Consider the following 25,078-nt stretch of genomic DNA (forward strand, 5'->3'; position numbering starts at 1 on the left):
CTGGCGGAGTCCGTTATGATCAATGCCGCAATCATCATTGTCGCTCCGCAGCCGCACCTCGGATCGTGCCCCGTCGACGCACGACTGTTCGGCATGAGCTGACGCCCCGCATCTTGCCGGGGGACGCTTCCACAGGACCCCGGATCTCGCACCTTGTCGAGAGCCCGCCCGGTCCCCGGTAGCGGGCTCTTTTCATTTCCGGGCGGCTACGACCGTCGCCGCCCGACCACGAGATTGGCGCGCCAATGCCAATGGCCGCCGGGCCCGGTTTGGCCAACCGGGTCCGTCGGCGCCCACAACAGGCAGGAGGAAACCATGCCTATCAAGACGCACGTGAATGTCGGAACCATCGGCCATGTCGATCATGGCAAGACCACGCTGACCGCCGCGATCACTCAGGTCCAGGCGGCCCGGTTGGGTGGGCAGGCCCTGTCGTTCGATCAGATCGACAAGGCACCCGAGGAGAAGGCGCGCGGCATCACGATCAACACCAGCCATGTCGAATATGAGTCCGAGACGCGGCACTATGCGCACATCGATTGCCCCGGGCACGCCGATTATGTGAAGAACATGATCACCGGCGCCTCGCAGATGGATGGCGCGATCCTGCTCGTCGACGGCACCAAGGGCGCTGCACGCCAGACGATCGAGCATGTCCTGCTCGCGCGTCAGGTGAACGTGCGCCACATGGTGGTGTTCGTGAACAAGATGGACGCGGTTCCCCCGGAAGACCGGGAGGACATGAAGGCGCTCATCGAACTCGAGACGGGCGAACTGCTCGCCGCGCACGGTTATGCCGACACGCCGTTCGTGTTCGGTACCGCGCTCGGTGCGCTGGACGCGGCGATGCGCGGCGATCTCGATGATCCGGCAGTCGCCGCGATCGTCGAACTGGTGGCCGCGCTCGACGTTCATATTCCCGACCCCGTGCGGGATTATGAGAGCCCGTTCATGATGCCGATCGAGGGTGTTCACACCATTCCGGGTCGCGGCACGGTCGTGTCCGGTCGTGTCGAACGCGGCGTGCTTAAGGTTGGCGATGCCGTCGAGATCGTCGGCATGGACGAGGCGGGTCAGGTGATCGTCACCGGAACCCAGTCGTTCCGCAAGGATGTGCCCGAGGCGCGGGCCGGCATGAACGTCGGCCTCTTGCTTCGGGGACTGAAGCGGGACGATGTCGTTCGCGGTCAGGTCCTCAGCGCGCCGGGCGTGATCCGCGCCCAGCGAAAGGGCAGGGCGCAGATCTTCGTCCTGACTCATGAGGAAGGCGGGCGGCACACGCCGTTCGACAGCGGGTATCGGCCGCAATTCTTCTTCGGCGTGACCGATGTGACGGGCGTCATCCTCACCGATGACGGCGCACAGGTTGCACCGGGGGATCAGGCCGAGATCGGCTTCGAGCTGAACCGCGCGGTCGGGATCGAGCCGGGTGTGCGGTTCGCGATCCGCGAGGGCGGCAAGACCGTCGGTGCCGGCGTCGTCACCACGGTGGAGACGTAGGCATCGCCGCCAGGGGCGCCCGGCTTCGGAGGAGACTCCGGAGCCGGGCGTTCACTTGAGGGGCAATGATCCGACATGCGGTCGCTCGCATGTCCGGCGGGCAGTTACTCCGCCGCGATCCCCGCCTTCGAGAACATGTCGTCCCCGCCGGTCGCGTCCTCGTTCGCCGGCTTTTCGGCCTTGGCGTTCTGGCGCTTGTCGAAGCTGTCCCATACCTCGTTCCAGCTGCCGCGGGTCGCGCCCTTCGAATATTCGGTCGCGCGCTGTTCGAAGAAGTTCGCATGCTCGACGCCGTTCAGCAGCGGGGCGAGCCAGGGCAGGGGATGCTCCTCGATCATGTAGATCGGCTTGAAGCCCAGCTGGCCCAGCCGCCAGTCGGCGATGTAGCGGATATACTTCTTGATCTCCTTGGGCGTCATGCCGGGCACCGGGCCCTGCTCGAACGCCAGGTCGATGAATGCATCCTCCAGGCGGACGGTGGTCTGGCACACGTCCATGATGTCCTCGCGCACCGCCTTGGTCAGGCAATCGCGCTCCTTGACGAAGGCGTGGAACAGGCGGGTGATGCCTTCGCAGTGCAGGCTCTCGTCGCGCACCGACCAGCTGACGATCTGGCCCATGCCCTTCATCTTGTTGAAGCGCGGGAAGTTCATCAGCATCGCGAAGCTGGCGAACAGCTGCAGCCCCTCGGTGAAGCCGCCGAACATCGCCAGCGTGCGCGCGATATCCTCGTCGGTGTCGACGGTGAAGCGCTGCAGATAGTCGTGCTTGTCCTTCATCTCGGCATATTCGAGGAACATGCCATATTCGCTCTCGGGCATGCCGATCGTGTCGAGCAGGTGGCTGTATGCCGCGATGTGCACCGTCTCCATGTTGGAGAAGGCGGCCAGCATCATCTTGATCTCGGTCGGCTTGAACACCCGGCCGTATTTCTCGTGATAGCAGTCCTGCACCTCGACATCGGCCTGGGTGAAGAAGCGGAAGATCTGCGTCAGCAGGTTGCGCTCGGTCGCGTCGAGCTTCTGCGCCCAGTCGCGGCAATCCTCGCCCAGCGGCACTTCCTCCGGCATCCAGTGGATCTGCTGCTGGCGCTTCCAGAAGTCATAGGCCCAGGGATATTCGAACGGCTTGTACTGCTTGCGGGCTTCGAGAAGAGGCATGGGGGGTTACTCCTGGGCGAACTGAATATGGGTGGGGGCGGTGGCGCCTGCCATGGCAGGCGGGACCGAAAGGGTCGGAATCGTGGGCGGGCGACGCGTCATGCGGCCGCGCCCGACAGAGTGAGGGTCGCGGCAAAGCCGCCGAGCAGCAGGCCGAGGGCGAGGGCCATCATCCCGCCGATGCGCAGCGCATAGACGGTCTCGGCACGCGCGGGCAGGCGCAGCACGCGCCGCGCAGCACCGGGGCGGACCAGCGCGGTCAGCCCCGCCGTCCCCGCGACACCGGCCAGGCCGGCCATCAGGATCAGCCCGCGGCTCATTCGTGGTCGATCACCGTGCCGCGGCGCGCCGGGCGGTCGCGATAGACGATGCGGGTGCGCGTGCCATGCGCGCCGACGCCCAGGAAGCAGATGCCGATGAAATAGCCGAAATCGTACCAGCCGCCGTTATTGGGCACGGCATAGACCGCGACATCGGGCATCACGAGGCTGAGGAACCAGGCGACCGGGAAGATGAACCCGTGCCACAGGCCCATCAGGAAGCCGGGCGCGGAGGGGCTGACGCCGGCGGGCACCTGGGTCGCGCAGCCGGCGAGCAGGACAAGCGCGCCGAGCGCAATGACGGTGCGGGTACGAGTCATGCTATCCTCCGTTCGGCCGGTGCATCGTTTTGCTCACATGCGGCGTTGTGCCCCCGATTCCACCAAGGAGACCAACCATGACCGATGCGAGCCAGATCAAGGAACATATGGAAGTGATCGGTGCCGACGGCGTCCATGTCGGCACCGTCGACCGGGTCGAGGGCGACAAGATCAAGCTCACCAAGGCCGACAGCGGCGAAGGGTCGCACGAGGGGCACCACCACACCCTCCCGCTCGGCCTGGTCGCCGCGATCGAAGGCGACAAGGTCCGCCTGAGCGCCACCGGCGCGAACGCCCTGTCGTTCGAAGAAGAGGCAGAGTGACGCGTTAGGCAACACTTCGGGCAAGTCCCCCTCACCCTTCCCACGCGCGATGCGCGCGGGCCCCTTCCCTCTCCCACAAGGGGAGAGGGAGGTCACTGCCACCTTTCCCTCTCCCCTTGTGGGAGAGGGAGGGAGCGGCGAAGCCGCGGAAGGGTGAGGGGGCTGTCGGATCACGAAAAGCTCCCGCGCAGGTGCGCAGGCAAATGGCCCGCGATCGCGGCAAGGACGCCATCGCGATTCTCCATCACCTCGTTGTTCCAGAACCGGATCACCCGATAGCCTTCGTCGTTCAGGAAGCGGGTCCGCACATCGTCGAGCCCGCGTCGTTCTGCATGGGACGCATCGTCGATTTCGACGATCAGCTTCGCCCCATGCGAACAAAAATCCGCATGATAGGCCCCGATGGGAACCTGATGGCGGAACTTCGCATCCGGCAATGCTTCGCGCAGTGCGCGCTTCATCACCCGTTCCGGCTCGCCCGCGTTGCGGCGTAGTTCGCGCGACCAAAAAGGGGTCAGGGCAGGAAGTCGCTGACGCTTGGTCAGACCTTCCATATCTCCCCGCACCCCACCCTCCCCCACACGGGGGGAGGGCGTCCCGGCTTCGCCTAGCCCGCGCACCTCACTGGCACGCCAGGCATTCGTCATAGTCGCGCGATTCCACCTGGATCTCGCGCAGGTCCGGCGTGTTGTCGGCTTCGACGCCGCCCGCGAAGCCGGCGCGCTGCACCGACTTGGAGCGCAGATAGTAGAGCGACTTGATGCCCAGCTCCCACGCGCGGAAGTGGAGCATCAGCAGGTCCCACTTCTCGACATCGGCCGGGATGAACAGGTTGAGCGACTGCGCCTGGTCGATGAACGGCGCGCGGTCGCCCGCCAGTTCCAGGATCCAGCGCTGGTCGATCTCGAACGACGTCTTGAACACGTCCTTTTCCTCGGCGCTGAGGAAGTCGAGATGCTGGACCGAGCCGCCCTGTTCGAGGATCGAATTCCACACCGCGTCGGAATTCTTGCTCTTCTCGATCAGCAGCTTTTCCAGGAACGGATTGCGCACCGACCACGAGCCCGACAGCGTCTTGTGGGTATAGATGTTCGCCGGGATCGGCTCGATGCAGGCCGAGGTGCCGCCGCAGATGATCGAGATCGACGCGGTCGGCGCGATCGCCATCTTGCAGCTGAACCGCTCCATCACGCCCATGTCGGCCGCGTCGGGGCAGGGGCCACGCTCGACCGCCAGCTGCATCGACGCTTCGTCGACCTGGCCCTTGATGTGCTTGAAGATGCGATTGTTCCAGCTCTTGGCGGTGCCGCCCTCGAACGGCAGGCCGCGCGCCTGCAGGAACGAGTGGAAGCCCATCACGCCCAGTCCGACCGAACGCTCGCGACCGGCCGAATAGCGCGCCCGCGCCATCTCGTCGGGGGCGCGATCGATATAGTCGGTCAGGACGTTGTCGAGGAAGCGCATGACGTCCTCGATGAAGCCCTTGGCGTCCTTCCAATGGTCCCAGGTTTCCAGGTTCAGCGACGACAGGCAGCACACTGCGGTGCGGTCGTTGCCCAGATGGTCGCGGCCGGTGGGCAGCGTGATCTCGGAACACAGGTTCGAGGTCGAGACCTTCAGGCCCAGGTCGCGGTGATGCTTGGGCATCGTGTTGTTCACATGGTCGGAAAACACGATGTACGGCTCGCCGGTCGCCAGGCGGGTCTCGACCAGCTTCTGGAACAGCGCGCGCGCGTCCACCTTGCCGCGCTCCGACTGGTCCTTGGGGCTGCGCAGCGTCCATTCGGCGCCGTCGCGGACCGCCTCCATGAAGGCGTCGGGGATCAGCACGCCGTGGTGCAGGTTCAGCGCCTTGCGATTGAAATCGCCCGACGGCTTGCGAATCTCGAGGAACTCCTCGATCTCGGGATGCGAGATGTCGAGATAGGTCGCGGCCGACCCGCGGCGCAGCGAGCCTTGCGAGATGGCCAGCGTCAGGCTGTCCATCACGCGGACGAACGGAATGATGCCGCTGGTCTTGCCGTTCAGGCCGACCGGTTCGCCGATGCCGCGCACCGACCCCCAATAGGTGCCGATGCCGCCGCCGCGCGCGGCCAGCCAGACATTCTCGTTCCAGGTCTGGACGATGCCTTCAAGGCTGTCGGGGACCGAGTTCAGATAGCAGCTGATCGGCAGGCCGCGGCCGGTGCCGCCGTTCGACAGCACGGGCGTCGCCGGCATGAACCACAGGCGCGAGATATAGTCGTAGAGGCGCTGGGCATGCGCCTGGTCGTCGGCATAGGCCGATGCGACTCGCACGAACAGATCCTGGAAGCTCTCGCCCGGCAGCAGGTAACGGTCCTTCAGCGTCTCCTTGCCGAACTCGGTCAGCAGCGCGTCGCGGCTGTGATCGACCTCGACCGAATACAGCTTCGGCGCGATGGCGTGCGAGTCCATGTCGTTGGCTTTCTTGGCCTTCGGCTTGGTGTCTGCCGGTGCGGCGACGGTGTCGGTGGTGATGGCGTTCACGCTGCTTTCGGTGTCCCTGAATTCCATAACGATCTGCCCCTGAAAACTGACACTCACTCAGCCTCCTGCGAGGCCCGCAGATGCGACTCGGGGCGAAGGTCCGATGATATCATCGACCTGGCTGCGCGCGGGAACAAAAGATGTCCAACCGCCGCGCGACAATGGGCCATTCGCCCGATCACGACATGGTGTCGTGCCGTCCAAACTACCAGTGCTAGAGTTCGCCCCTCACAGCAACCACTATAGATTGTGCCATCTTGAATCCGTGCACAAGATGTTAATTCGCGAACGGGGGACTCGGTTCGTCGCTAAAACGAGTCGTTTCGCAGACGGTTCCAAACGGTGCGACGCAGCGACGCACGGACTTCCACGGGGTTGCGGAAACGCAAGGCCTGAAAGCCCCCGATCCACGAAAAAATCTTTTCTGTGGGCAACTCCGCCGCCGACCGGCCCGGCGATTGCGATCGTCACATTTCGCGGTGCCGAAACGCGGATCCAGCGCATCGGAGGCGAAACCTCCGATTCGGAGATATGGGACGATCTATTCGCCCGCCTAGGCGAACCAGCCCGCGTCGCGCAGCGCCGGATAGGCCGACCGGCTGACCGGCGCGACGACGCCGCCCGGCAGCGTCAGTTCGGCGCGGCCGTCCAACCGGGTCACCTCGCGGATCGCGGCGCGCGCCACCCACCAGCTGCGATGCGTGCGCGCGCCCTCCACGCCTTCGAGCTCGGGCACCGCGTCGCCCAGGCGCATCAGGATCAGCTCGGTCCCCGCGTCGGTGTGGATCCGCAGATAATGGTCCTCCGCCTGCAGCGCATGGATCGACGCGCTGCGCAGATGCGGGGGCAGGCGGTCGCTGAGCCTCGGCCGGATCGTTTCGTCCGGGACTGGCGGGGCGGGTGCCGGTTCCGCCGGTGCGGGCAGCGGCGCAGAGTCCGCGCCGGGCAGCGTCCCCGGCATCGGCATCGGCAGCGCGCTGCGGTTGGTCGCGATGGTGATCGCGGTGATCGCGGCGCCGATCATCCACACGAAGCCGAAGAAGCGCAGCACCGCCTCCGGCCGCGGCGCGGCGCCGCCGAAAAAGGCGAGTGTCGCACCAATCACAACCAGCGTCAGCGGCGCCGCGATCGCCACGCTGATCGCCAGTCCCTCCAGCCAGGGCCGCTGGCGCAGCCGCCCCCAGGCGGCGATCCCGGTCGACGCGCCCAGTCCGATCATCGCGCCGCATTCCATGATGATCAGCCAATAGGCCAGTCGCGGCAGCAGCGGCGCCTGGCTGGTTCCGAACGCACCGACGGCGGTCATCAGCACCGCCGCGATCGTCGCGATCAGGAAGCTGCGCCGGTGGTTGCCATAGGGGACACCCCCCGTTCGCGAAGCGCCAGTGGCGACGTCCTGCAGCTCACGCATCCTATCCCCCGGGTCACGCAAATTCGGATGACGCGCGACCCTAGCTGCGGCATCGGGACGATGTCGAACCCAAGTTTTTGAAAGGCACGCCATGTTCGCCCGCCCGCTGATCGCCGCCCTGATGCTCGCTACGGCCCCGATCGCCGCCTCCGCCCAGACGGCTCCGGCGGCCGCGCCCTCATCCGCCGCCGGTTCGACGCTGACCCTGAAGTTCGAGGGCGTGAAGCAGGAACGCGGCACGATCCTGATCGCGGTCTATGCCGATGCCGCCAGCTGGGCAGGCGGCGCCCCGGCACGGGTGGCGATGCTGCCCGTCGGCCAGTCGCACGAGGTCAAGGTGCCCGGCCTCGCATCCGGCCACTACGGCATCAAGGTCTTCCAGGATCTCGACGGCGACATGAAGCTGACCACCAACCCCTTCGGCATCCCGATCGAGCCCTATGGCTTTTCGCGCGATGCGATGGGTGCCGGCAAGTCGCCCGACTGGGATGCGGCCAGCTTCGATTTCGGCGCCGCCGACGCCGTCCAGACGATCACGCTGCGCTGAGGCTTTGCGAATGACCCCGATTATTGCCCGTCGCGAAATGCTTGGTGCCGGCCTGTTTGCCGGCGCGGCGATGCTGCTGCCGCCCGAGCGCGCCTTTGCCGCGACGCTGCCGGTCGACTGGACGCTGGGCGTCGCCGATGTCGAGGGCGACGTCGCCCCGCGCACGTTGCGCCGGATCCATGGCCGCGCGCCCGCCGAGTTTCGCGGCCTGCTCTATCGCAACGGCCCGGCCAAGTTCCGCCGCGGCGCGACCGCCGCGACGCACTGGTTCGACGGCGACGGGCTGGTCCGCCGCTTCGCCATCGCGGACGGCGAGGCGCGGCTGGCGGCGCGGTTCGTCGACACGCCCAAGCGCCGGCAGGAGGCGAAGGCCGGCGAGATGCTGCTGCCCGGCTTCGGCACGCCGGCCCGCCCCGGCGCAGTCGTGTCGGGGCCCGACGCGGTCAATGCCGCCAATACCAGCGTGATGCTGGCCGGCGGCGAACTCTGGGCGCTGTGGGAGGGCGGCTCGGCCTGGCGGCTCGACCCCACGACGCTGGAATCGCTCGGTCCCAAGACCTTCCGCCCCGACCTCGCCCAGATGCCGTTCCTCGCCCATCCGCGGGTCGAGCCCGACGGCACGGTGTGGAATCTCGGCATGGCGGGCGCCAACGCCATCCTGTGGAAGCTGCGCCCCGACGGCACGCTGGTCGACACCCACATGATCCGCCTGCCGCGCGCCAGCTATGTCCATGACTTCACCGCGACGGCCCGGCATCTGGTGGTGGTGCTCCAGCCCTGGGTGCATGTGCGCACCAGCACGCCCGTGACCGCCGGCATGGAATGGCAGCCCGATCTCGGCAGCCAGGTGGTGGTGATCGACAAGGACGATCCCACCCGCCAGCGCGTCTTCGACCTGCCTGCCTTCTCCTTCTTCCACCTCGCCGATGCCTGGGAGGAGCGCGACGGGACGATCCGCTTCGACGGCTGCCTGACCAGCAGCCCGGAGTTCGTGGTGCGCGAGGCGTCGGACCTGCTGGTCGGCCGCCACGAGCCGACGCCGTCGCCGATGCTGACGATGATCGCGCTTCATGCCGGTGGCCGCGCGGAGTTGATTCCCACCGGGGTGAAGGCCGAATTCCCCCAGAACGACAAGCGCCGCGCCGGTCTTCCCCGCCGCTACACTGCGTTCACCGGCCTCTATCAGGCCGACCGGCCGCTCGCACGCGGCGTCGGCGTCCATGACTGGCAGACCGGGCGCACCGCGACCCATGATTTCGGCGCCAGCCAGCTGGTCGAGGAATTCCTGTTCGTGCCGCGCAAGGCCAGCGACGAAGGCGGCTGGCTGATCGGCACGACGGTCAATCTCGACGCGCGCGCGACCGAGCTGCATCTGTTCGACGCATCGCATGTCGAGGCCGGACCGATCGCCAGCTGGCGCGCCGATCTCGCGCTCCCGGTCGGCTTCCACGGGACGTTCAGGCGGGGCTGATCGCTCCGCCGGGCCCGCCGCGCTCGTGCCAGCGGCGGGCGACCCGCGCCTGCCACGCGATCATCAGCGGCACGATGCCCAGCTCGATGCCCAGGCCGACCAGATGACCGGTCGAGGGCGGCCCGGCCTCGACCAGCGACAGCGCGCGGGCGAGCCCGCCGGCGATCACCATCAGCCCGAGCAGCCGGAACCGCGCCGTCGTCGCCTCGATCCGCGGGATGCAACTGGCATAGGCGATGCCCAGCGCCAGGAAGATGCCCGACAGGTAGCGGAAATGGCTGTCGAGATCGCGCGGAACCGGCGATTCTGCCAGCCAGCCCGCGCCGCGCAGGATGCTCAGGCTCGCCACGCTCAGCGGCACCAGCGTGACGATCGCGACCGCCGTCTGCAACAGCCGGCGCTCGCCCTGCGGGCTCATCGCCGGCGCGGCTTGCGGTCGAGTTCCAGCAATTCCTCGCGCACATGGATCGCCTTCAGCGACATGCGCACCTCGATCAGGAAATAGATCAGCCCGCCCATCAGCAGCAGCATCGACATGATGAAGAAGGCCGCGACCCAGCCGCCCAGATGCCATCCGGCGATCCGCGCGACGAACAGCGCGGCGACGACCAGGCAGATCGCCAGGCCGCTGGCGACGCACAGGAAGATGGCGTTGTTGATGACCGAGATGCGCTGGTCGATGATCCGCAATTCCCAGACATGGCGTTCATGCTCGGGCCCGGTCGAGCGCGGATGCAATTTCTCGATATCGCGCGCCCGGTCGACGATGCGCGCCAGCCGGCCGACCATCACGTTCAGGAACGCGCCGATACCGGCCAGCAGGAAAACCGGGGCGATCGCGGCCTGGATCGTCGCGGAAACCGTGGAGAGATAGGGACCTTCCATCGCTGCCATCTTGGCAAGGCTCGGGCGCGAAGTCGACCGGCATGATGGCGCAGGGCGGCGGGAAGACCGGATACCGTTCAAAACACCTTGGTAACCGGTCGGGGCTAAAGCACCGGCATGAAGCCGGTGCCGCCCGACCAGTTCAAGCATGTGGCGCCCGTGCACGCCGTCGACTGCCTCGCCGGCCTGTCGCCTGCCATCGATGCGGTCGCCGAACGCGCGGCGCCCAGCCACCGGTTCCTGCGTCATGGCTGGTTCGCGGCGGCGCTCGCCGCCTATGGCGGGACCGCGCGCACGCTGATCGTCCGCCGTCAGGACAGGCCGGTGCTGGCGCTGCCGCTGGTCGGCCATGGTCCGGCCCGGTTCCGCCTTGCCTCGGTGCCCGGCTGCTACTGGCCGTTCCGCAGCTTCCCGGTCGGCGAGGATGCCGGGATCGAGGCAGCCGAGGCGCTGCTCCCGCGCTTGGCGCGAGAAGTGGTCGCGCTTCGGCTGGGGCCGGTCCATGACGGCGATCCCGGGTTCGAGCTGCTCAAGGCGGCGGCGCTTGCCAATGGCTGGACGGTGATCGACCGTTTCATCGCCACCTCCTATCTGCTCGACATCGACGCCGCCCGGGCCGACAGCCCCTGGCCGCGCACCTCGACGCTGAAGAAGAACCGCTTCCACGAAAAGCACCTCGCCGGCCATGGCGCGCTCGACTGGGGCTTCGTCACCGGCGCGGCCTGGACCGACGCTGCCTTTGCCGCACTCGCCGAGATCGAGGAGCAGAGCTGGATCGCCGCCCGCACCGACGGCCGCGACGCGAAATTCACCCCCGCCGGCCACGGCGCCTTCTGGCGCGCCGCGGCGCAGGATCCGGTGATCTCGGCGATGATGTGGGCGGCGCTGCTGCGGGTCGACGGAAAGCCGTCGGCCTTCTCGTTCGACCTGAACGCCGGCACGCTGAAATATGCGATCGCGAACAGCTTCGATCCCGAATTCGCCCGGCATTCCCCGGGAAAGCTGCTCTATTATCGCAACCTGATCCGCGCCGTCGCCGACGGCACCGCCCGGGTCGATTGGGGTGCGGGCGACAGCGGCTACAAGAAGGTGATCGGGGCGGCGGCGGGCCCGGCGATCCGCGACTGGTTGTTCATCCGGCCCGGCGCAAGCGGGCTGGCGGCGCGTCTGCTGCGCGGGCTGTGGCGGCGCAGCGGCAATCCCGAAGCGCCGGCTGCCGCCGCCGAACCGGACGCGGAATAGCGATCAGCCCTGCTTCAGCCGGAGCCGGGCATCCTCGATGCTGAGCGTCATGAGCACGGCGGCAAAGGCGCAGGGGGCGGCGAGGATCAGGGCGAAAAGGGCGTTGGCGACGGTCATGGCAGGTCTCCTTGTGACCACCCTGATCGGTCCGACGATGCCTTCGCGCCTTGACCGCGATCAAAAAGCCGGGGCCGACGGGGCGACAATCGCGGCACCGGCCGCTATCCGGGCATGATGAACGCGATGCTGGTCTGTGCCGATTGCGCCGTGCGCGACAAGGCGCTGTGCGGTGCGCTGAGCGACGGCGAGCTTGCCGCGCTCAACCGGATCGGCCGCCGTCGGCACCTGCGCCGGGGCGAGACGCTGATCTGGGCGGGCGAGGACAATGCGGTCTGCGCCAACCTCCTGTCCGGCGTGATGAAGCTGACCGCCGGCACCGCCGACGGCCGCGAACAGATCGTCGGCCTGGTCTATCCCGCCGATTTCGTCGGGCGCCCCTGGCCGGGCGAGGCCGGGGTTACCGTGACCGCGCTGAGCGATGTCGAACTGTGCACCTTCCCCCGCGCCGCGTTCGAGGCGGTGCTGGAGGATCATGTCCGGATGGAGCGGCTGCTGCTCCAGCGGACCTTCGCTGCGCTGGACGAGGCCCGGAACCGGATGCTGGCGCTTGGCCGGCTGAGCGCGGGCGAGAAGGTCGCCGCCTTCCTGCTGGCGATGGCGGATCGCGGCAGCGGATGCCGCGCGACCGGCTTCGGCCCGGTGACCTTCGACCTGCCGTTGACCCGCGGCGAAATGGCCGAAATCCTGGGACTGACGATCGAGACGGTCAGCCGCCAGTTGGGCCGGCTGAAGGCGGCGGGAACGATCGCCTTGCCCGGGGCGCGCGGCGTCACGATCCGCGACCGCGCCGCGCTGGAGGCGGCGGCAGGGAACTGATCGTCCGCCCGCGCATCGTGCGGGCATGAAGATCGCGACCTATAATGTGAACGGCATCAACGGCAGGCTGCCGGTCCTGCTGCGCTGGCTGGACGAGGCGGCGCCCGACATCGTCTGCCTCCAGGAACTCAAGGCGCCGCAGGACCGGTTCCCGCAGGCGGCGATCGAAGCCGCCGGCTATGGCGCGATCTGGCACGGACAGTCGCGGTGGAACGGCGTCGCGATCCTGGCGCGCGGCTGCGATCCGCTGGAAACCCGTCGCGGCCTGCCTGGCGATCCGACCGACGAGCAGAGCCGCTATCTCGAGGCGGCGGTGGACGGCGTGCTGGTCGGCGGGCTGTATCTGCCCAACGGCAATCCCCGGCCGGGCCCGCGCTTCGACTACAAGCTGCGCTGGTTCGACCGGTTGGAGGCGCGGATGGCCGAGCTGATCGGCATGGATGCCCCGGTCGTGATTGCCGGCGACTATAATGTGATGCCGAACGAACTCGACGTCCACAAGCCCGAGCGCTGGGTCGACGACGCGCTGTTCGCGCCGGAGGTTCGCGCCGCCTATGCGCGGCTGCTCGATCAGGGATGGATCGACGCGCTGCGCACGCTTCATCCGGACGAGCGGATCTACACCTTCTGGCATTATTTCCGCGGCGCGTTCGAACGCGATGCCGGGCTGCGCATCGATCATCACCTGCTGAACCCGGTCGCGGCAAAGCGGCTGGCCGGGGCAGGGGTGGATCGGTTCGCGCGCGCCTGGGAAAAGACCAGCGACCACGCGCCGGTGTGGATCACGCTGGACTGAACCGGTGCAGGCGGGTCCGGCCCTCCCGCGCGGCTGAGCGCGCAAGGGGAGGGCCGGGGTCGCCGCTTCGTTACTTGGCCGGTGCGCCCGACGGGGCCGGGGTCGGCGCATCGAGCGACTGGGGTGCCGGCGCGGCGCCCGGGGCGGGTGCGGCCGGTGCCGGGCTGCGGCCCGTCGCCTTGCAGTCGCCGGTGCGCTTGCCGGTGATCCGCATCTTGCTGTGCGCCTTGCCCTGTGGCATCGGCAGTTCGGTCTCCGCCTCCGCGCTGAACGTCTCCGCGCCATAGGTTGCGGTCGACTTGACCCGGATCTCGCCGGTCATGCCCGGACAGGTCATTTCCGACTCGACCTTGGTCCCGGTCATCTCATATTTCGCGAACTTGCAGTCGTTCGACGGCGCGCCGACCAGCACCTCGGACATCGGACGTTCGACGTCCGACTGGTTGAGGCATTGTTCGGTGGTGCGGTTGCCCATCGACTTCATCGCCGCCTTCTTGTCCGGGGTCAGGCCCGGACCGTCGACGTCGAGCATCTCCAGCTTGATCTCCCAGTTGCCCGGCTTCATCGGCTGCTTGATACCCGATTTCTCCACCGCCTTGGTGACGTCGTCGACCGAGGCGTTGGACATCGAGACGCTGGGCCCGCAGGCGCTGAGCGCCAGCACGAGGCTGATCGGAACGAGTGCAAATCGCGTCATTTGGGCACTTTAGCCTTTCTAGTCAGGGATGCAGTCGCCGGTCCGACGCCCTGCGATCTTGATCGTCATCTTCATCGACCGGCCGTCCATAGCCGAGCTATTCTCGGTCTCATAGTCGAACCTGTCCGCCGAATAGCTGCCCTTGACCGTCGAGGTGGCGTCGCTCTCGGGCATCTTGCAGAGGATGGTGACGCTGATCGGGCCGTTGCCATCTTCACGTCGGCGAACGAGCCGCCGTCGCCCAAGGGGACGCAGCGGACCGGCATGTCCGATCAGCGGTCCGTCGGCGGAGAATGGCGAGACGGTGCATGTCCAAACAGGCTCAGCCAGTTCGCAGAAGAGCCTACTTCTTCTTGGCGGGGGTGCAGTCGCCCGCACGATGGCCTGCGATCTTCATGGTCATCTTCGTCGACTGTTCGCCCATCGACGCGGTCGTCTGAACCTCGTAATCGAACCTGTCGTCGGCAAAGGTGCCCTTCATCTTCGCGATGGCCTCGCCCTGCGGCATCTTGCAGAGGGTGGTGGCGTTCACCCAGCCCCTGCCCATCTTGAACTCGGCGAACTTGCAGCTTGGGTCCACCTTGCCGATCGGCGCGCTCAACTCGCCGTCGGTAAAGCATTGTGAAATGCTGATTGCGCCCTTCTCTTTCATCTTGGCGATGATGTCCGGGGTGGCGCCCGGAATTTCCGCGGACACGATTTCGGTCGTCAGCTCCCACTGTCCGCCACGTGACTTGGGACCTGCAGCCTGTGCTGCCTTGGCGACCTCCTCGGCCGATGCATCGGTCATCGAGATTTCCGGTCCCGCGTCCGCTGCGTCCTGCGTGGGGTCCGATTGGGCCATGGCAGGAAACTCGCCTGGACCATGGCGCAGGGTCGATGCCGCCTGGTATTCGGCCATCACTCTGTGACAGATCGTCGTCGATCCCGTCCCGGACCCGAGCCTTTCAGGAGTCGCGATATTGCACCCGTCCGACGGCAAGCCGGCCTCGACTTTCGACATCGAAGCGCCCGGCCCGGCGACGAGTGCAAGGGCGAGGCCGATCGGAACGAGTGCAAATCGCGTCATTGGCTGAGCCTAGCCGATTTTCTCGGCAAGGCTCAGCCAAATCTTCGATTGAACTTAGTTGGTCTTGGGGGGCGTGCAGTCGCCGGTGCGACGGCCCGCGATCTTCATGGTCATCTTCATCGACTGGCCACCGGGCATGGACGAGCTCGTCTCGGTCTCATAGTCGAACTTGTCGTCGGCATAGGTGCCCTTGACCTTCGACGTGGCCTCGCCCTGCGGCAGCTTGCAGGTCGTGGTGCCGCTCATCGAGCCATCACCCATCTTGAAGTCGGCGAACTTGCAGCTGTCGCCCATCTTGCCCATCGCGCCGCCCTGCGAGTTCAGCTGCTCGTCGGTGAAGCACTGCGACACGGTGTTCGCACCCTGCTTCTTCATCGAATCGGCAACGCCGGCCGGCGCGCCCGGCATCTCGACGGACACGATCTCGGTCTTCAGCTCCCACTGACCGCCCTTCATCTTCGGGGCAGCAGCCTTTGCCGCCTTGGCGACGTCTTCGGCCGATGCGTTGGTCATCGACACTTCCGGCTCCTTGTTGCAGGCGCTCAGCGCCAGGGCCAGAGCGACGGGAGCAAGAACGAAACGATACATGTTTTTTTCCCTCTTCGTGACAGCCACCGGAATGGGGGCCCGCCAGCGCAAGGCGTAACGCGCGAGTGAGGATTGGGTTCGGCTGCGAAACCATTTCTGCCGCGGGTTTCGTTCAACTGCCGGGCGCCACGCGATTTTTTATTTGCGATTCGCTCGCAATGTTTTTGCGATGTCGACCCGGTTCATTTTTTGTTCCTCTCTTTTCGATCGTGCGCCGGCGTCCCATATTCGCCGGCTATGGCAATCCAGATTCGCACCAGCCTCGACGAGCCGGAAACCGGGCAGAGTTTCGTCCCGCACCGGCCGAGCCGCCCGGACAAGCTGGAGGGCGGGCGCCCGTTCAAGCTGGTCAGCGACTATCAGCCGTCGGGCGACCAGCGCCAGGCGATCCCCGAACTCGTCGAACAGGCGCTTGCCGGCGAACGCGATCAGGTGCTCCTGGGCGTCACCGGGTCGGGCAAGACGTTCACGATGGCCAGCGTGATCCACGAGCTGCAGCGTCCGGCGCTGATCCTGGCGCCGAACAAGATCCTCGCCGCCCAGCTCTATGGCGAGTTCAAGAGCTTCTTTCCCGAAAACGCGGTCGAATATTTCGTCAGCTATTACGACTATTACCAGCCCGAGGCCTATGTGCCGCGGTCGGACACGTACATCGAGAAGGAAAGCTCGGTGAACGAATCGATCGACCGGATGCGCCATTCGGCGACCCGCTCGCTGCTGGAACGCGACGACGTGATCATCGTCGCCTCGGTGTCGTGCCTGTACGGCATCGGCTCGGTCGAGACCTATTCGGCGATGATCTTCGACCTGAAGAAGGGCCAGGTCGCCGACCAGCGCGAGGTGATCCGCAAGCTGGTCGCGCTCCAGTACAAGCGTAACGACGCCGCCTTCGCCCGCGGCAATTTCCGCGTCCGCGGCGACAGCCTCGAGATCTTCCCGTCGCATTATGAGGATTCCGCCTGGCGGATCTCGTTCTTCGGCGACGATATCGAGGAGATTACCGAGTTCGATCCGCTGACCGGCAAGAAGGTCGCCAGCCTCGACTATGTCCGCGTCTTCGCCAACTCGCATTATGTTACGCCCGGGCCGACGATGAAGCAGGCGATGGAGGGCATCCGCCACGAACTGACCGAGCGGCTGAAGGAGCTGGAGGCGGAGGGCAAGCTGCTGGAGCATCAGCGGCTGGAGCAGCGCACCAATTTCGACCTCGAGATGATCGCCGCGACCGGCAGCTGTGCCGGCATCGAGAATTACTCGCGCTTCCTAACCGGCCGCCTGCCCGGCGAACCGCCGCCCACCTTGTTCGAATATCTGCCCGAGAATGCACTGCTGTTCGTCGACGAGAGTCACCAGACGATCGGGCAGATCAACGGCATGTCGCGCGGCGATCACCGCCGCAAGGTGACGCTGGCCGAGTTCGGATTCCGCCTGCCCTCGGCGATCGACAACCGCCCGTTGCGGTTCAACGAATGGGACGCGATGCGCCCCCAGACCACCTATGTCTCGGCCACGCCGGGCGGGTGGGAGATGGAGCAGACCGGCGGCGTCTTCGTCGAACAGGTCATCCGCCCGACCGGGCTGATCGATCCGCCGGTCGAGATCAAGCCGGTCGAGGAACAGGTCCAGGACCTGATCCAGGAATGCAAGGCGACCACCGCCAAGGGCTATCGCACCCTGGTCACCACGCTGACCAAGCGCATGGCCGAGGATCTGACCGAATATATGCACGAGGCGGGGGTGAAGGTCCGCTACATGCATTCGGATACCGAGACGCTGGAGCGGATCGAGCTGATCCGCGACCTGCGGCTGGGGGTCTATGACGTGCTGGTCGGCATCAACCTGCTGCGCGAGGGGCTCGACATTCCCGAATGCGGGCTGGTCGCGATCCTCGATGCCGACAAGGAGGGATTCCTGCGGTCGGAGACGTCGCTGATCCAGACGATCGGCCGCGCCGCGCGCAACGTCGAGGGGCGGGTGATCCTGTACGCCGATCGCGTCACGGGTAGCATGGAGCGCGCGCTGGCCGAGACCGGCCGCCGCCGCGAGAAGCAGCAGGCCTATAATCTCGAACACGGCATCACGCCGGAGACGATCAAGAAGAACATCGGCGACATCATCGCCCATGTGTCGTCGAAGGATCAGGTCACCGTCGAGATCGACGAGGACCGGCCGCACATGGTCGGCCACAATCTGCGCGCCTATATCGAGGAACTGGAAAAGAAGATGCGCAATGCCGCCGCGAACCTCGAATTCGAGGAGGCGGGCAAGCTGCGCGACGAGATCCGCTCGCTGGAGGCGGAGGAGCTCGGCCTGCCGGCCGATGAGCGCAAGGCACCGGTCATGGGCCGCAGCAACGAGGGCAAGCCCGGCACGCGCAAGACCCGGTTCGGCAAGACCCAGCGCAAATTCCCGAAGCGCTAGCAGGTGTCGCGTTTCGCTTGCGCCTGGCGGTTCACTCCCTAACCTCGGGGCGGGCATCGCCGGGCTGATCCGCGCGGGCCGGGGAGCGGATGATGCGAAAGACGCGACTGGCGATCACATCGGTGATGATCCTGGGGCTGGTCGCCTGTAGCGGCGGCGCTTCGGGGAGCGGCGATGGGGGCGGGACGACCACGCCTGCACCGACCCCGGTGCCCACGCCAACCCCGACCCCCAGTCCGACGCCGACGCCCGCCGCCTCGGCCTTCACCCCTGCGCCTGCGGCGGTCGCGACCACCGGCGGGACGCTGCGCCTGGGCAAGTGCGTCAACCTGTCGAACATGCTCGAGGCACCGCGCGAGGGTGACTGGGGCCGGGCCTTCGCCGACGCCGATATCGCCAATATCAAGGCAAAGGGATTTACCGGCATCCGTCTGCCTGCGCGCTTCTCCGCCCATGCGCTGGCGGCCTCGCCTTACACGATCGATCCCGCCTTCATGGCACGGGTCAGGCATGTCGTCGACCTGGCCGTCGCCGCCGACCTGTCGATCATCATCGACATGCATCATTATGAGGAACTGTTCACCGATCCCTCCGGCCATGCGGACCGCTTCGCCGAAATGTGGCGGCAGATCGGGGCGACGTTCAAGGACTATCCCTCGACCGTCTATTTCGAGCTGATCAACGAACCGCAGAACAAGCTGGACGGGTCGAACCTGCTCGCGATCCAGGCGCCCGCGCTTGCGGCGGTGCGCGCGACCAACCCGACCCGGCTGGTGGTGATCGACGGGCCCGGCTGGGCCAATCTCGACGTGATGCTGACCACGACCTTCCCGGCGGATCCGAATATCGTCCCGACCTTCCATTATTACGATCCGCAGAATTTCGGCTTCGACGTCGCGCCCTGGATGACGCCCTCGGTCCGCAACGACTTCGGCACGGCGCAGGATATTGCCGATCTCAACAGGGTGGTGGGCAAGCTGCGCGGCTTCATTGCCTCCACCGGTCGGGTGCCGTTCGCCGGCGAATATGGCGCCTATGAGGGCCGGCCCGATGCCGCGCGCGCGACCTATTACGGCATGGTCAGCGCCGCCTTCGCCTCGGCAGGGGTCCAGAGCTGCGCCTGGGGCTATACCAACACGATGCACCTCTACCGTGACGGCGGCTGGGTCCCCGGAGTCGCCGACGCGATCGTGACGACCACGACGCTGCCGCCGCGCTGAGGGATCGGCGTTCCGACATCGGCAGATCTTCGAAGTAATTCGATCGACAATATCGTCGTTCCGTACAATTCCTGATGTTCGTCGGGCATTTACGTAAAAGACGACTGGGCTATCGCCGCCTATGACAGGTGCTCAACAGGGTGCTGCGTCGATGCCGATTCTTGCAAAGCTTCGAGATGAGCACCGCGTGCTCGAAACCGACATCAACAGGATGCTGGAGATCGTCGCCAATCCTGCGCCCGATGCGGCGTCGATTGCGGCGATCCGCTGGCGACTGGCACAGGCCTTGTTCGACCATTGCGCGCAGGAGGACCGTGCGATCCACGACCGGCTGGCGCAATCGGGCGATGCGACTGCCATTGCCGCGTGCAGGGACTATCGTCGCGAACATGGTGCGATGGGCGAGCGTTTCGGGCGCTACATTGCCGATTGGCCGATCGAGCGGATCAGCCGCGACTGGGAGACTTTCGGGGCCGAGACGCGGGCGATGGCCCGTCGCGTGGCCGATCGCATCGCCGTGGAGGAAACGTCGCTCTATCCGCTGCTCGAACGCATGGTGCTGATGCGCGCCGCATGACACGGCCTGTCGGCTTTCCTGCCGCGTCCGGCCCGATGCCCGGTTGAGCGGGGCGGGTGCATTCCCCATAAGGGTCGGATGTCGCGTCGCCCCCCGTCTCTCGTCGTCCCGCTCACCCTGGCCTCGATGCTGGTGCTTGCGGGCTGTGTCGGCCCCGGCAAGGTCGCGCCCGAACCGCCCCGGCCCGCGCCCGCGCCTGCCCCGGCACCCGTGCCGACCCCGGCGCCTGCGCCGCCGCGCTCGGCCGAATGGCGCGACTGGCCGCTGACCCCAGGGGCCTGGACCTACCGGGCGGACAGCCGCGGCGGCACCGCGCTCTATGGCCGCGCCAATGGCGATGCCGATTTCTCGATCCGCTGCGACCGCGAACGGCAGCGTCTGTCCCTGTCGCGCTCGGGTACTGTCGCCGGCCCGCTCACCATCCGCACCACCAGCACGCTGCGCTCGGTCGCCTTCCGCCCCGCCGGTGGCACCCCGGCGCAAAGCGTCGCCGACCTCGGCGCTCGGGATTCGCTGATCGATGCGATCGGCTACAGCCGCGGCAAGTTCGTGGTCGAGGGCGGCGGCACCCAGCCGCTGGTCCTGCCGGCGCATGCCGAGATCCTGCGCGTTGCCGAGGATTGCCGCTGACCCGCGTCTCGAGCGGGCTTTCATACGGTCGTTGCTGAAGGGGGGGAGTCCCGGCCGGGATTTGCCGGTTCGGGCAGGCGGAAGAGAATCGTTCAACTCGCGTGCAAATACAAGACTTGTTCTGCAACGCGCATTGATTCAAACCGTTGACGTGCCGCAGTGCACATCAGTCTTCAACATGCGAAAGGAGGTGATCCGATGTCTCATGGTTCAGCAATGGGGTCGGTTCAGTTCGTTCGGGAGACGCGCCGCTGAGCTGACGGCACGGGACGGAAGCCCTCCGTCCCCGCGGCAGGCGGGAGGTATCCTCCTCCAGTCAACGCCCGCCAGCCGACAGCAAGCGGCCCGCATGGTCTCCCGGGCTGGAGCTTCCGGCCGCTGACCATGTCGGAGGTCGCCGGGTGCCTGGCTAGGCATCCGGCGGCCTCTTTCATTTCCGGCGGACGTTCGGGTCCGCCCACCTGCAGACAAGGACCCGCCATGGAACCGCGACAGGCCGAACCTCGCCCGTTCCGGTGGCGGCGATCGATCGTCGCCGGTGTAGGGTTGGGCGCGATCGGTCTGGCGGCCGGCTGGCTGCTGACGCTGGGCGAGCCCGAACTGATCCGCAACCTGCCCGAAGATGGCGATGCCAAGCGCGCCGAACTGGCCCGGCGCGTCGCCGCCCGCTTCCCCCCGGGATCGAGTGAGGCCGAGGCGCGCCGCGTGCTGCTCGACCAGGGCTTCTCGCTGTCGGGAAGCCAGGCGGTGCTGCAGCGCAGCGCCTATCCCTGCCGGACCTTCGCCGAGATCCGCTGGCAGGCATCGAGCGGCCGGATCGTCACGACGACCTCGACCATCTACCGCTTCTGCACCTAGGTCTCGTCGGCGCGGTCGCCCTTGTCCGGCCGGCCGCCCACGGCCCGGCTCGCCAGGTCGCGGTGAAAGCGCTGGAGCATGGCTTCGGTCTCCGGCCGGGTCTGGCGCTTCAGCCGGGGCGGGGGAGGCACCGCATCGGGCTGCCCCAGCGCGGCGAACAGGCGGCGCAGCGTGGCGTCATAATTGTCCAGCAGGTCCTCATAGGCGATCTCGATCGGCCGGATGTCGCTGGCGGCGAACAGCGCGTTCCACATCGTCCGCGTCCGCCGCGCGATCATCACGCACTTCAGGATCCGGTCGAAATCATAGGCGACCGGCGGCTGCTCCTTCATGCCCCACCAGCGCCACCGCCCGGTCTCCATCGCTGCATGATGCGACAGGCCCTGGCGGATCGTGTCGCGCCGGAACAGGTGGACGAAGCGTGGCTGCGGAAAGCGGATCCGCAGCATGTGCCCCAGGTCGCCCAGCCGCGCCGTGTCCGGAGATCCGTCGCGCAAGGCGGACACGCCCGACCAGTCGCCGCCCTCGAACTCGCCGGCAAGCCCGACCAGGTCCTTCCAGAACAATTTCGTCGCAAAGGTGCCGCCCGGATCGGTGCGGTGGTGAAATGCCGCCTCCAGCAATCCGGCCGCGCCGCTGGTGTGCCACCGCGCCTCGAACCGCGGGCGAAAGCCGCCATGGAAATATTCCACCGGACAGCCCATCCCGCCCGCGAAATACATCGCCTCGCCCAGCAGCGAACTGCCGGTGCGCTGATGCGCGCACAGCAGGATGGTGCGCCGGGGCCGATCGTTCCACGCCGGGTAATCGGCGTCGTCGACCAGGTCGTATACTCCGCCCGCCTGGGGCAGGGCCGGACCCTGAGGCTGCTGCTTGTCCACCATTGCCCCCTTCCTGACGCGCCTAACCCTCGCGCGCCAGCCCCTTCAGCCGATACAGCGCGTCCAGCGCGTCGCGCGGGCTCAGGCTGTCGATGTCCAGCATATCGAGTTCCGCGCGCAGCGTATCGATCGCTTCCTCCTCGGCTTCCGCCGCCGCGGCGAACAGCGGCAGGTCGTCCAGCCCGGCGGCGATCCCTCCGGTCTTCTGCCGCCCGGCCTCCAGCTTGTCGAGCACCGCCTTGGCGCGCTTGATCGTGATCGGCGGCAGCCCTGCCAGCCGCGCGACGGCCAGGCCATAGCTGCGGTCGGCCGGTCCCTCGGCGACTTCGTGCAGCAGGACCAGCTCGCCCTTCCATTCGCGCGCGCGGACATGGTGCAGCGTCAGCGCGTCGCATCGTTCGGCCAGTCGGGTCAGCTCGTGATAATGGGTCGCGAACAGGCAGCGGCAGCGATTATCCTCATGGATCGCCTCCACCACCGCCCAGGCGATCGCCAGCCCGTCATAGGTCGAGGTGCCGCGCCCGACCTCGTCGAGGATCACGAAGCTGCGCGGCGTCGCCTGCGCCAGGATCGCCGCGGTCTCGACCATCTCGACCATGAAGGTCGATCGGCCGCGCGCCAGATTGTCCGACGCGCCGACCCGGCTGAACAGCCGGTCGATCATCCCCAGCGTCGCGCGGGCGGCTGGGACATAGCTGCCCGCCTGCGCCAGCACCGCGATCAGCGCATTCTGGCGCAGGAAGGTCGACTTGCCGCCCATGTTCGGGCCGGTCACCAGCCACAACCGGCTGGTCTCGGACAGCATGCAGTCGTTCGCGACGAAGCGACCGCCCGATTTCGCGACGGCGTCCTCGACCACCGGATGGCGCCCGCCCTCGATCTCGAAACAGCTATGATCGACCAGAGTCGGTCGCGCCCAGCCGCCCTCGGCGGCACGCTCGGCAAGCCCTGCGGCAACGTCGATCCGCGCCAGCGCATCGGCGGTCCGTGCGATCGCCTCGCGCGTGTCGAGCGCCGCGGTGGTCAGTTCCTCGAGATGCGCGGCTTCGGCGGCCAGCGCATGCGCCCCGGCCTGCGTCACCTTGACCGCGGCGTCGTGCAACTCCGGTGCGTTGAAACGGACGCCACCGGCCAGCGTCTGGCGATGGGTGAAGCCGCTGTCACGCTGCATCAGCGCGTCCGCTGCCTTGGCCGGCACTTCGATATGATAGCCCAGCACGCCATTGTGGCGGATCTTCAGCGCCGCGATGCCGGTGCGCTGGCGATACTCGGCCTCGAGTGCCGCAATCACCCGCCGCCCGCCCGCGCCCGCATCGCGCAGGTCGTCGAGCGCGGCGTCATAGGCTTCGGCGATATAGCCGCCCTTGTCGGCATCGACCGGCGGCTCGGGGACCAGCGCCCGCGACAACAGGTCGACCAGCGCGCCATGCCCCTGGAGCTGCGGCGCAAGCTCGGACAGCAGCGGCGGGCTCGCCTCCAGTTTCATCAGCCGCTCGCCCAGCCGCCAGGCGCCGTCCAGCCCGTCGCGCAGCTGGCCCAGGTCGCGCGGCGACCCGCGGCCCGCGGCGATCCGCCCGATCGCCCGGCCGATATCGGGCAAGGCGCGCAACTGCCCGCGCACCATGTCGCGCAGCCCCGCATCGTCGTGAAAGCGCTGGACCAGGTCGAGCCGCGCCTCGACCATGTTCCGATCCATCAGCGGCGCGGCGATGTCGCTGCCCAGCAGCCGCGCGCCGGCGCCGGTAACGGTGCGGTCGACGCTGTCGAGCAGGCTCCCGCGCCGCGTCCCCGCCGCGCTGACCGTCAGCTCCAGGCTCTCGCGCGTCGCCGCATCGATCGCCATGCTCGCTTCGGTCCGGCTGACCCGCGGCGGCCGCAGGAACGGCAGCGATCCCTTGGCGGTATGATCGAGATAGGCGACCAGTCCGCCTGCCGCCGCCAGCGCCGCGCGCGAGAACTGGCCAAACGCATCCAGCGTGGCCACGCCGAACAGCTGCTTCAGCCGCGCCTCGCCCCGCGCGCTGTCGAACTCGCCGCGCGGGCGCAGCGCGGTCGCCAGCTCGGCGACTTCGGAGCTCTCGGCCGCGATCGTTTCGGCGGGCGACAGACGTGCGATCTCGGCGGCGATCCGGGCGGGGTCGGTCTCGATCACCTCGAACCGGCCGGTCGAGATATCGGCGCAGGCAATCGCCGCCATGCCGCCGACTTCACCGATCGCGGCGCACCAGTTGGCGGTGCGGCTGTCGAGCAGCGATTCCTCGGTCAGCGTGCCTGCGGTGACCACGCGAATGATTGCACGTGCAACCAATGCCTTCGATCCGCCGCGCTTCTTCGCCTCTTCGGGCGTCTCGGTCTGGTTGGCGATGGCGACGCGGTGGCCCGCCTTGATCAGCCGGGCGAGATAGCCGTCCATCGCATGGACCGGCACGCCGCACATCGGGATGCGCTCGCCGTCATGCTCGCCGCGCGCGGTCAGCGCGATGTCGAGCGTCGCCGAAGCGATCTTCGCATCCTCGAAGAAGAGTTCGAAGAAGTCGCCCATCCTGTAGAACAACAGGCAATCCTGCGCCTCCGCCTTCAGCGCCAGATACTGCGCCATCATCGGGGTGGGCGCGTTCGCGCTTTGGGATTCCTTCACGGCCATCCCCGCTTCGATAGTGACTCGATGCCGGTGGCGGAACCGCCCCAGGCCGCGGATCGGGCAGGATCGGCAAATAA

26 protein-coding genes are annotated in these 25,078 nt (G+C 67.2%); 12 read left to right on the forward strand and 14 right to left on the reverse strand.

Annotation, left to right across the window (positions count from 1 at the left end; genetic code table 11):
* Window positions 1–315: 315 nt before the first annotated feature.
* The gene (locus TPR58_RS13150; RefSeq protein ID WP_346247137.1) at window positions 316–1,500 is read left to right on the forward strand and encodes an elongation factor Tu; all 1,185 of its coding nucleotides are present in this window, start codon (window positions 316–318) and stop codon (window positions 1,498–1,500) included.
* Between the two features lie 104 nt (window positions 1,501–1,604).
* Here the strand turns inward: TPR58_RS13150 and TPR58_RS13155 are convergent, their stop codons facing one another.
* The 3 genes from TPR58_RS13155 to TPR58_RS13165 form a co-directional block, all read right to left on the reverse strand.
* Window positions 1,605–2,660, reverse strand: coding sequence for a ribonucleotide-diphosphate reductase subunit beta (locus TPR58_RS13155; RefSeq protein ID WP_346247138.1), 1,056 nt, complete (start codon window positions 2,658–2,660; stop codon window positions 1,605–1,607).
* 98 nt (window positions 2,661–2,758) lie between these two features.
* The gene (locus TPR58_RS13160; protein WP_346247139.1) at window positions 2,759–2,980 is read right to left on the reverse strand and encodes a hypothetical protein; all 222 of its coding nucleotides are present in this window, start codon (window positions 2,978–2,980) and stop codon (window positions 2,759–2,761) included.
* A complete protein-coding gene (locus tag TPR58_RS13165; RefSeq protein ID WP_346247140.1) occupies window positions 2,977–3,300 on the reverse strand; it encodes a hypothetical protein in 324 nt (107 codons plus the stop codon). The genes TPR58_RS13160 and TPR58_RS13165 overlap by 4 nt, the downstream gene beginning before the upstream one ends.
* 77 nt (window positions 3,301–3,377) lie before the next feature.
* Here TPR58_RS13165 and TPR58_RS13170 point away from each other — a divergent pair, with 77 nt between their 5' ends.
* Window positions 3,378–3,623: a DUF2171 domain-containing protein gene (locus tag TPR58_RS13170; RefSeq protein WP_346247141.1), complete on the forward strand. Its 246-nt coding sequence runs from the start codon at window positions 3,378–3,380 to the stop codon at window positions 3,621–3,623.
* 170 nt (window positions 3,624–3,793) lie between these two features.
* Here the strand turns inward: TPR58_RS13170 and TPR58_RS13175 are convergent, their stop codons facing one another.
* From TPR58_RS13175 to TPR58_RS13185, 3 genes are all read right to left on the reverse strand, one after another.
* The gene (locus tag TPR58_RS13175; protein WP_346247142.1) at window positions 3,794–4,177 is read right to left on the reverse strand and encodes an endonuclease domain-containing protein; all 384 of its coding nucleotides are present in this window, start codon (window positions 4,175–4,177) and stop codon (window positions 3,794–3,796) included.
* 67 nt (window positions 4,178–4,244) lie between these two features.
* Window positions 4,245–6,059, reverse strand: coding sequence for a ribonucleoside-diphosphate reductase subunit alpha (locus TPR58_RS13180; protein WP_346247242.1), 1,815 nt, complete (start codon window positions 6,057–6,059; stop codon window positions 4,245–4,247).
* Between the two features lie 625 nt (window positions 6,060–6,684).
* The gene (locus tag TPR58_RS13185; protein WP_346247143.1) at window positions 6,685–7,542 is read right to left on the reverse strand and encodes a LytTR family DNA-binding domain-containing protein; all 858 of its coding nucleotides are present in this window, start codon (window positions 7,540–7,542) and stop codon (window positions 6,685–6,687) included.
* Window positions 7,543–7,633: 91 nt separating this feature from the next.
* Between TPR58_RS13185 and TPR58_RS13190 the strand changes: the two genes are divergently transcribed.
* Together TPR58_RS13190 and TPR58_RS13195 are read left to right on the forward strand one after the other, a co-directional pair.
* The gene (locus TPR58_RS13190; protein WP_346247144.1) at window positions 7,634–8,089 is read left to right on the forward strand and encodes a DUF2141 domain-containing protein; all 456 of its coding nucleotides are present in this window, start codon (window positions 7,634–7,636) and stop codon (window positions 8,087–8,089) included.
* Window positions 8,090–8,099: 10 nt separating this feature from the next.
* A complete protein-coding gene (locus TPR58_RS13195) occupies window positions 8,100–9,560 on the forward strand; it encodes a carotenoid oxygenase family protein (protein WP_346247145.1) in 1,461 nt (486 codons plus the stop codon).
* Here TPR58_RS13195 and TPR58_RS13200 read toward each other — a convergent pair.
* Together TPR58_RS13200 and TPR58_RS13205 are read right to left on the reverse strand one after the other, a co-directional pair.
* Window positions 9,547–9,978 carry a DUF4345 domain-containing protein gene (locus tag TPR58_RS13200; RefSeq protein ID WP_346247146.1) on the reverse strand — a complete coding sequence of 144 codons (432 nt, stop codon included), beginning with the start codon at window positions 9,976–9,978 and terminating at the stop codon, window positions 9,547–9,549. The two genes, TPR58_RS13195 and TPR58_RS13200, sit on opposite strands and share 14 nt — an antisense overlap.
* Window positions 9,975–10,445 carry a DUF2721 domain-containing protein gene (locus TPR58_RS13205; protein ID WP_346247243.1) on the reverse strand — a complete coding sequence of 157 codons (471 nt, stop codon included), beginning with the start codon at window positions 10,443–10,445 and terminating at the stop codon, window positions 9,975–9,977. The genes TPR58_RS13200 and TPR58_RS13205 overlap by 4 nt, the downstream gene beginning before the upstream one ends.
* A gap of 117 nt (window positions 10,446–10,562) precedes the next feature.
* Between TPR58_RS13205 and TPR58_RS13210 the strand changes: the two genes are divergently transcribed.
* The 3 genes from TPR58_RS13210 (at window position 10,563) to xth (ending at window position 13,419) form a co-directional block, all read left to right on the forward strand.
* Window positions 10,563–11,687 carry a GNAT family N-acetyltransferase gene (locus TPR58_RS13210; RefSeq protein ID WP_346247147.1) on the forward strand — a complete coding sequence of 375 codons (1,125 nt, stop codon included), beginning with the start codon at window positions 10,563–10,565 and terminating at the stop codon, window positions 11,685–11,687.
* 231 nt (window positions 11,688–11,918) lie between these two features.
* Entirely contained in the window at window positions 11,919–12,623 is a 705-nt protein-coding gene (locus TPR58_RS13215; RefSeq protein WP_346247148.1) for a Crp/Fnr family transcriptional regulator, read from the forward strand.
* A gap of 25 nt (window positions 12,624–12,648) precedes the next feature.
* Window positions 12,649–13,419 (forward strand): exodeoxyribonuclease III, encoded by a 771-nt coding sequence (xth, locus tag TPR58_RS13220; protein WP_346247149.1) that lies wholly within the window; start codon window positions 12,649–12,651, stop codon window positions 13,417–13,419.
* Window positions 13,420–13,489: 70 nt separating this feature from the next.
* On the opposite strand, the gene TPR58_RS13225 is transcribed toward xth, so the two are convergent.
* From TPR58_RS13225 to TPR58_RS13240, 4 genes are all read right to left on the reverse strand, one after another.
* Window positions 13,490–14,116 carry a DUF3617 domain-containing protein gene (locus TPR58_RS13225; protein WP_346247150.1) on the reverse strand — a complete coding sequence of 209 codons (627 nt, stop codon included), beginning with the start codon at window positions 14,114–14,116 and terminating at the stop codon, window positions 13,490–13,492.
* 18 nt (window positions 14,117–14,134) lie between these two features.
* On the reverse strand, window positions 14,135–14,494 hold the full coding sequence (locus tag TPR58_RS13230; RefSeq protein WP_346247151.1) for a DUF3617 domain-containing protein: 360 nt from the start codon (window positions 14,492–14,494) through the stop codon (window positions 14,135–14,137).
* Window positions 14,460–15,119: a DUF3617 domain-containing protein gene (locus tag TPR58_RS13235; protein WP_346247152.1), complete on the reverse strand. Its 660-nt coding sequence runs from the start codon at window positions 15,117–15,119 to the stop codon at window positions 14,460–14,462. The genes TPR58_RS13230 and TPR58_RS13235 overlap by 35 nt, the downstream gene beginning before the upstream one ends.
* A 120-nt stretch (window positions 15,120–15,239) precedes the next feature.
* On the reverse strand, window positions 15,240–15,773 hold the full coding sequence (locus TPR58_RS13240) for a DUF3617 domain-containing protein (protein ID WP_346247153.1): 534 nt from the start codon (window positions 15,771–15,773) through the stop codon (window positions 15,240–15,242).
* A gap of 237 nt (window positions 15,774–16,010) precedes the next feature.
* Here TPR58_RS13240 and uvrB point away from each other — a divergent pair, with 237 nt between their 5' ends.
* From uvrB to TPR58_RS13265, 5 genes are all read left to right on the forward strand, one after another.
* Entirely contained in the window at window positions 16,011–18,194 is a 2,184-nt protein-coding gene (gene uvrB, locus TPR58_RS13245) for an excinuclease ABC subunit UvrB (protein WP_346247154.1), read from the forward strand.
* A gap of 92 nt (window positions 18,195–18,286) precedes the next feature.
* On the forward strand, window positions 18,287–19,414 hold the full coding sequence (locus TPR58_RS13250) for a glycoside hydrolase family 5 protein (protein WP_346247155.1): 1,128 nt from the start codon (window positions 18,287–18,289) through the stop codon (window positions 19,412–19,414).
* Window positions 19,415–19,565: 151 nt separating this feature from the next.
* On the forward strand, window positions 19,566–19,991 hold the full coding sequence (locus TPR58_RS13255; RefSeq protein WP_346247156.1) for a hemerythrin domain-containing protein: 426 nt from the start codon (window positions 19,566–19,568) through the stop codon (window positions 19,989–19,991).
* Window positions 19,992–20,069: 78 nt separating this feature from the next.
* Window positions 20,070–20,621 (forward strand): hypothetical protein, encoded by a 552-nt coding sequence (locus TPR58_RS13260; protein WP_346247157.1) that lies wholly within the window; start codon window positions 20,070–20,072, stop codon window positions 20,619–20,621.
* A 480-nt stretch (window positions 20,622–21,101) separates the two neighbouring features.
* Complete coding sequence (locus tag TPR58_RS13265; protein WP_346247158.1) at window positions 21,102–21,479, forward strand: hypothetical protein; 378 nt, start codon at window positions 21,102–21,104, stop codon at window positions 21,477–21,479.
* On the opposite strand, the gene TPR58_RS13270 is transcribed toward TPR58_RS13265, so the two are convergent.
* Window positions 21,476–22,363, reverse strand: a complete 888-nt coding sequence (locus tag TPR58_RS13270) for a Stf0 family sulfotransferase (RefSeq protein ID WP_346247159.1) — start codon at window positions 22,361–22,363, stop codon at window positions 21,476–21,478. The two genes, TPR58_RS13265 and TPR58_RS13270, sit on opposite strands and share 4 nt — an antisense overlap.
* A gap of 19 nt (window positions 22,364–22,382) precedes the next feature.
* Complete coding sequence (gene mutS / locus TPR58_RS13275; protein ID WP_346247244.1) at window positions 22,383–24,962, reverse strand: DNA mismatch repair protein MutS; 2,580 nt, start codon at window positions 24,960–24,962, stop codon at window positions 22,383–22,385.
* Window positions 24,963–25,078 lie beyond the last annotated feature (116 nt).

This window comes from Sphingomonas rustica (assembly GCF_039652585.1).
Lineage (GTDB): Bacteria > Pseudomonadota > Alphaproteobacteria > Sphingomonadales > Sphingomonadaceae > Sphingomonas > Sphingomonas rustica.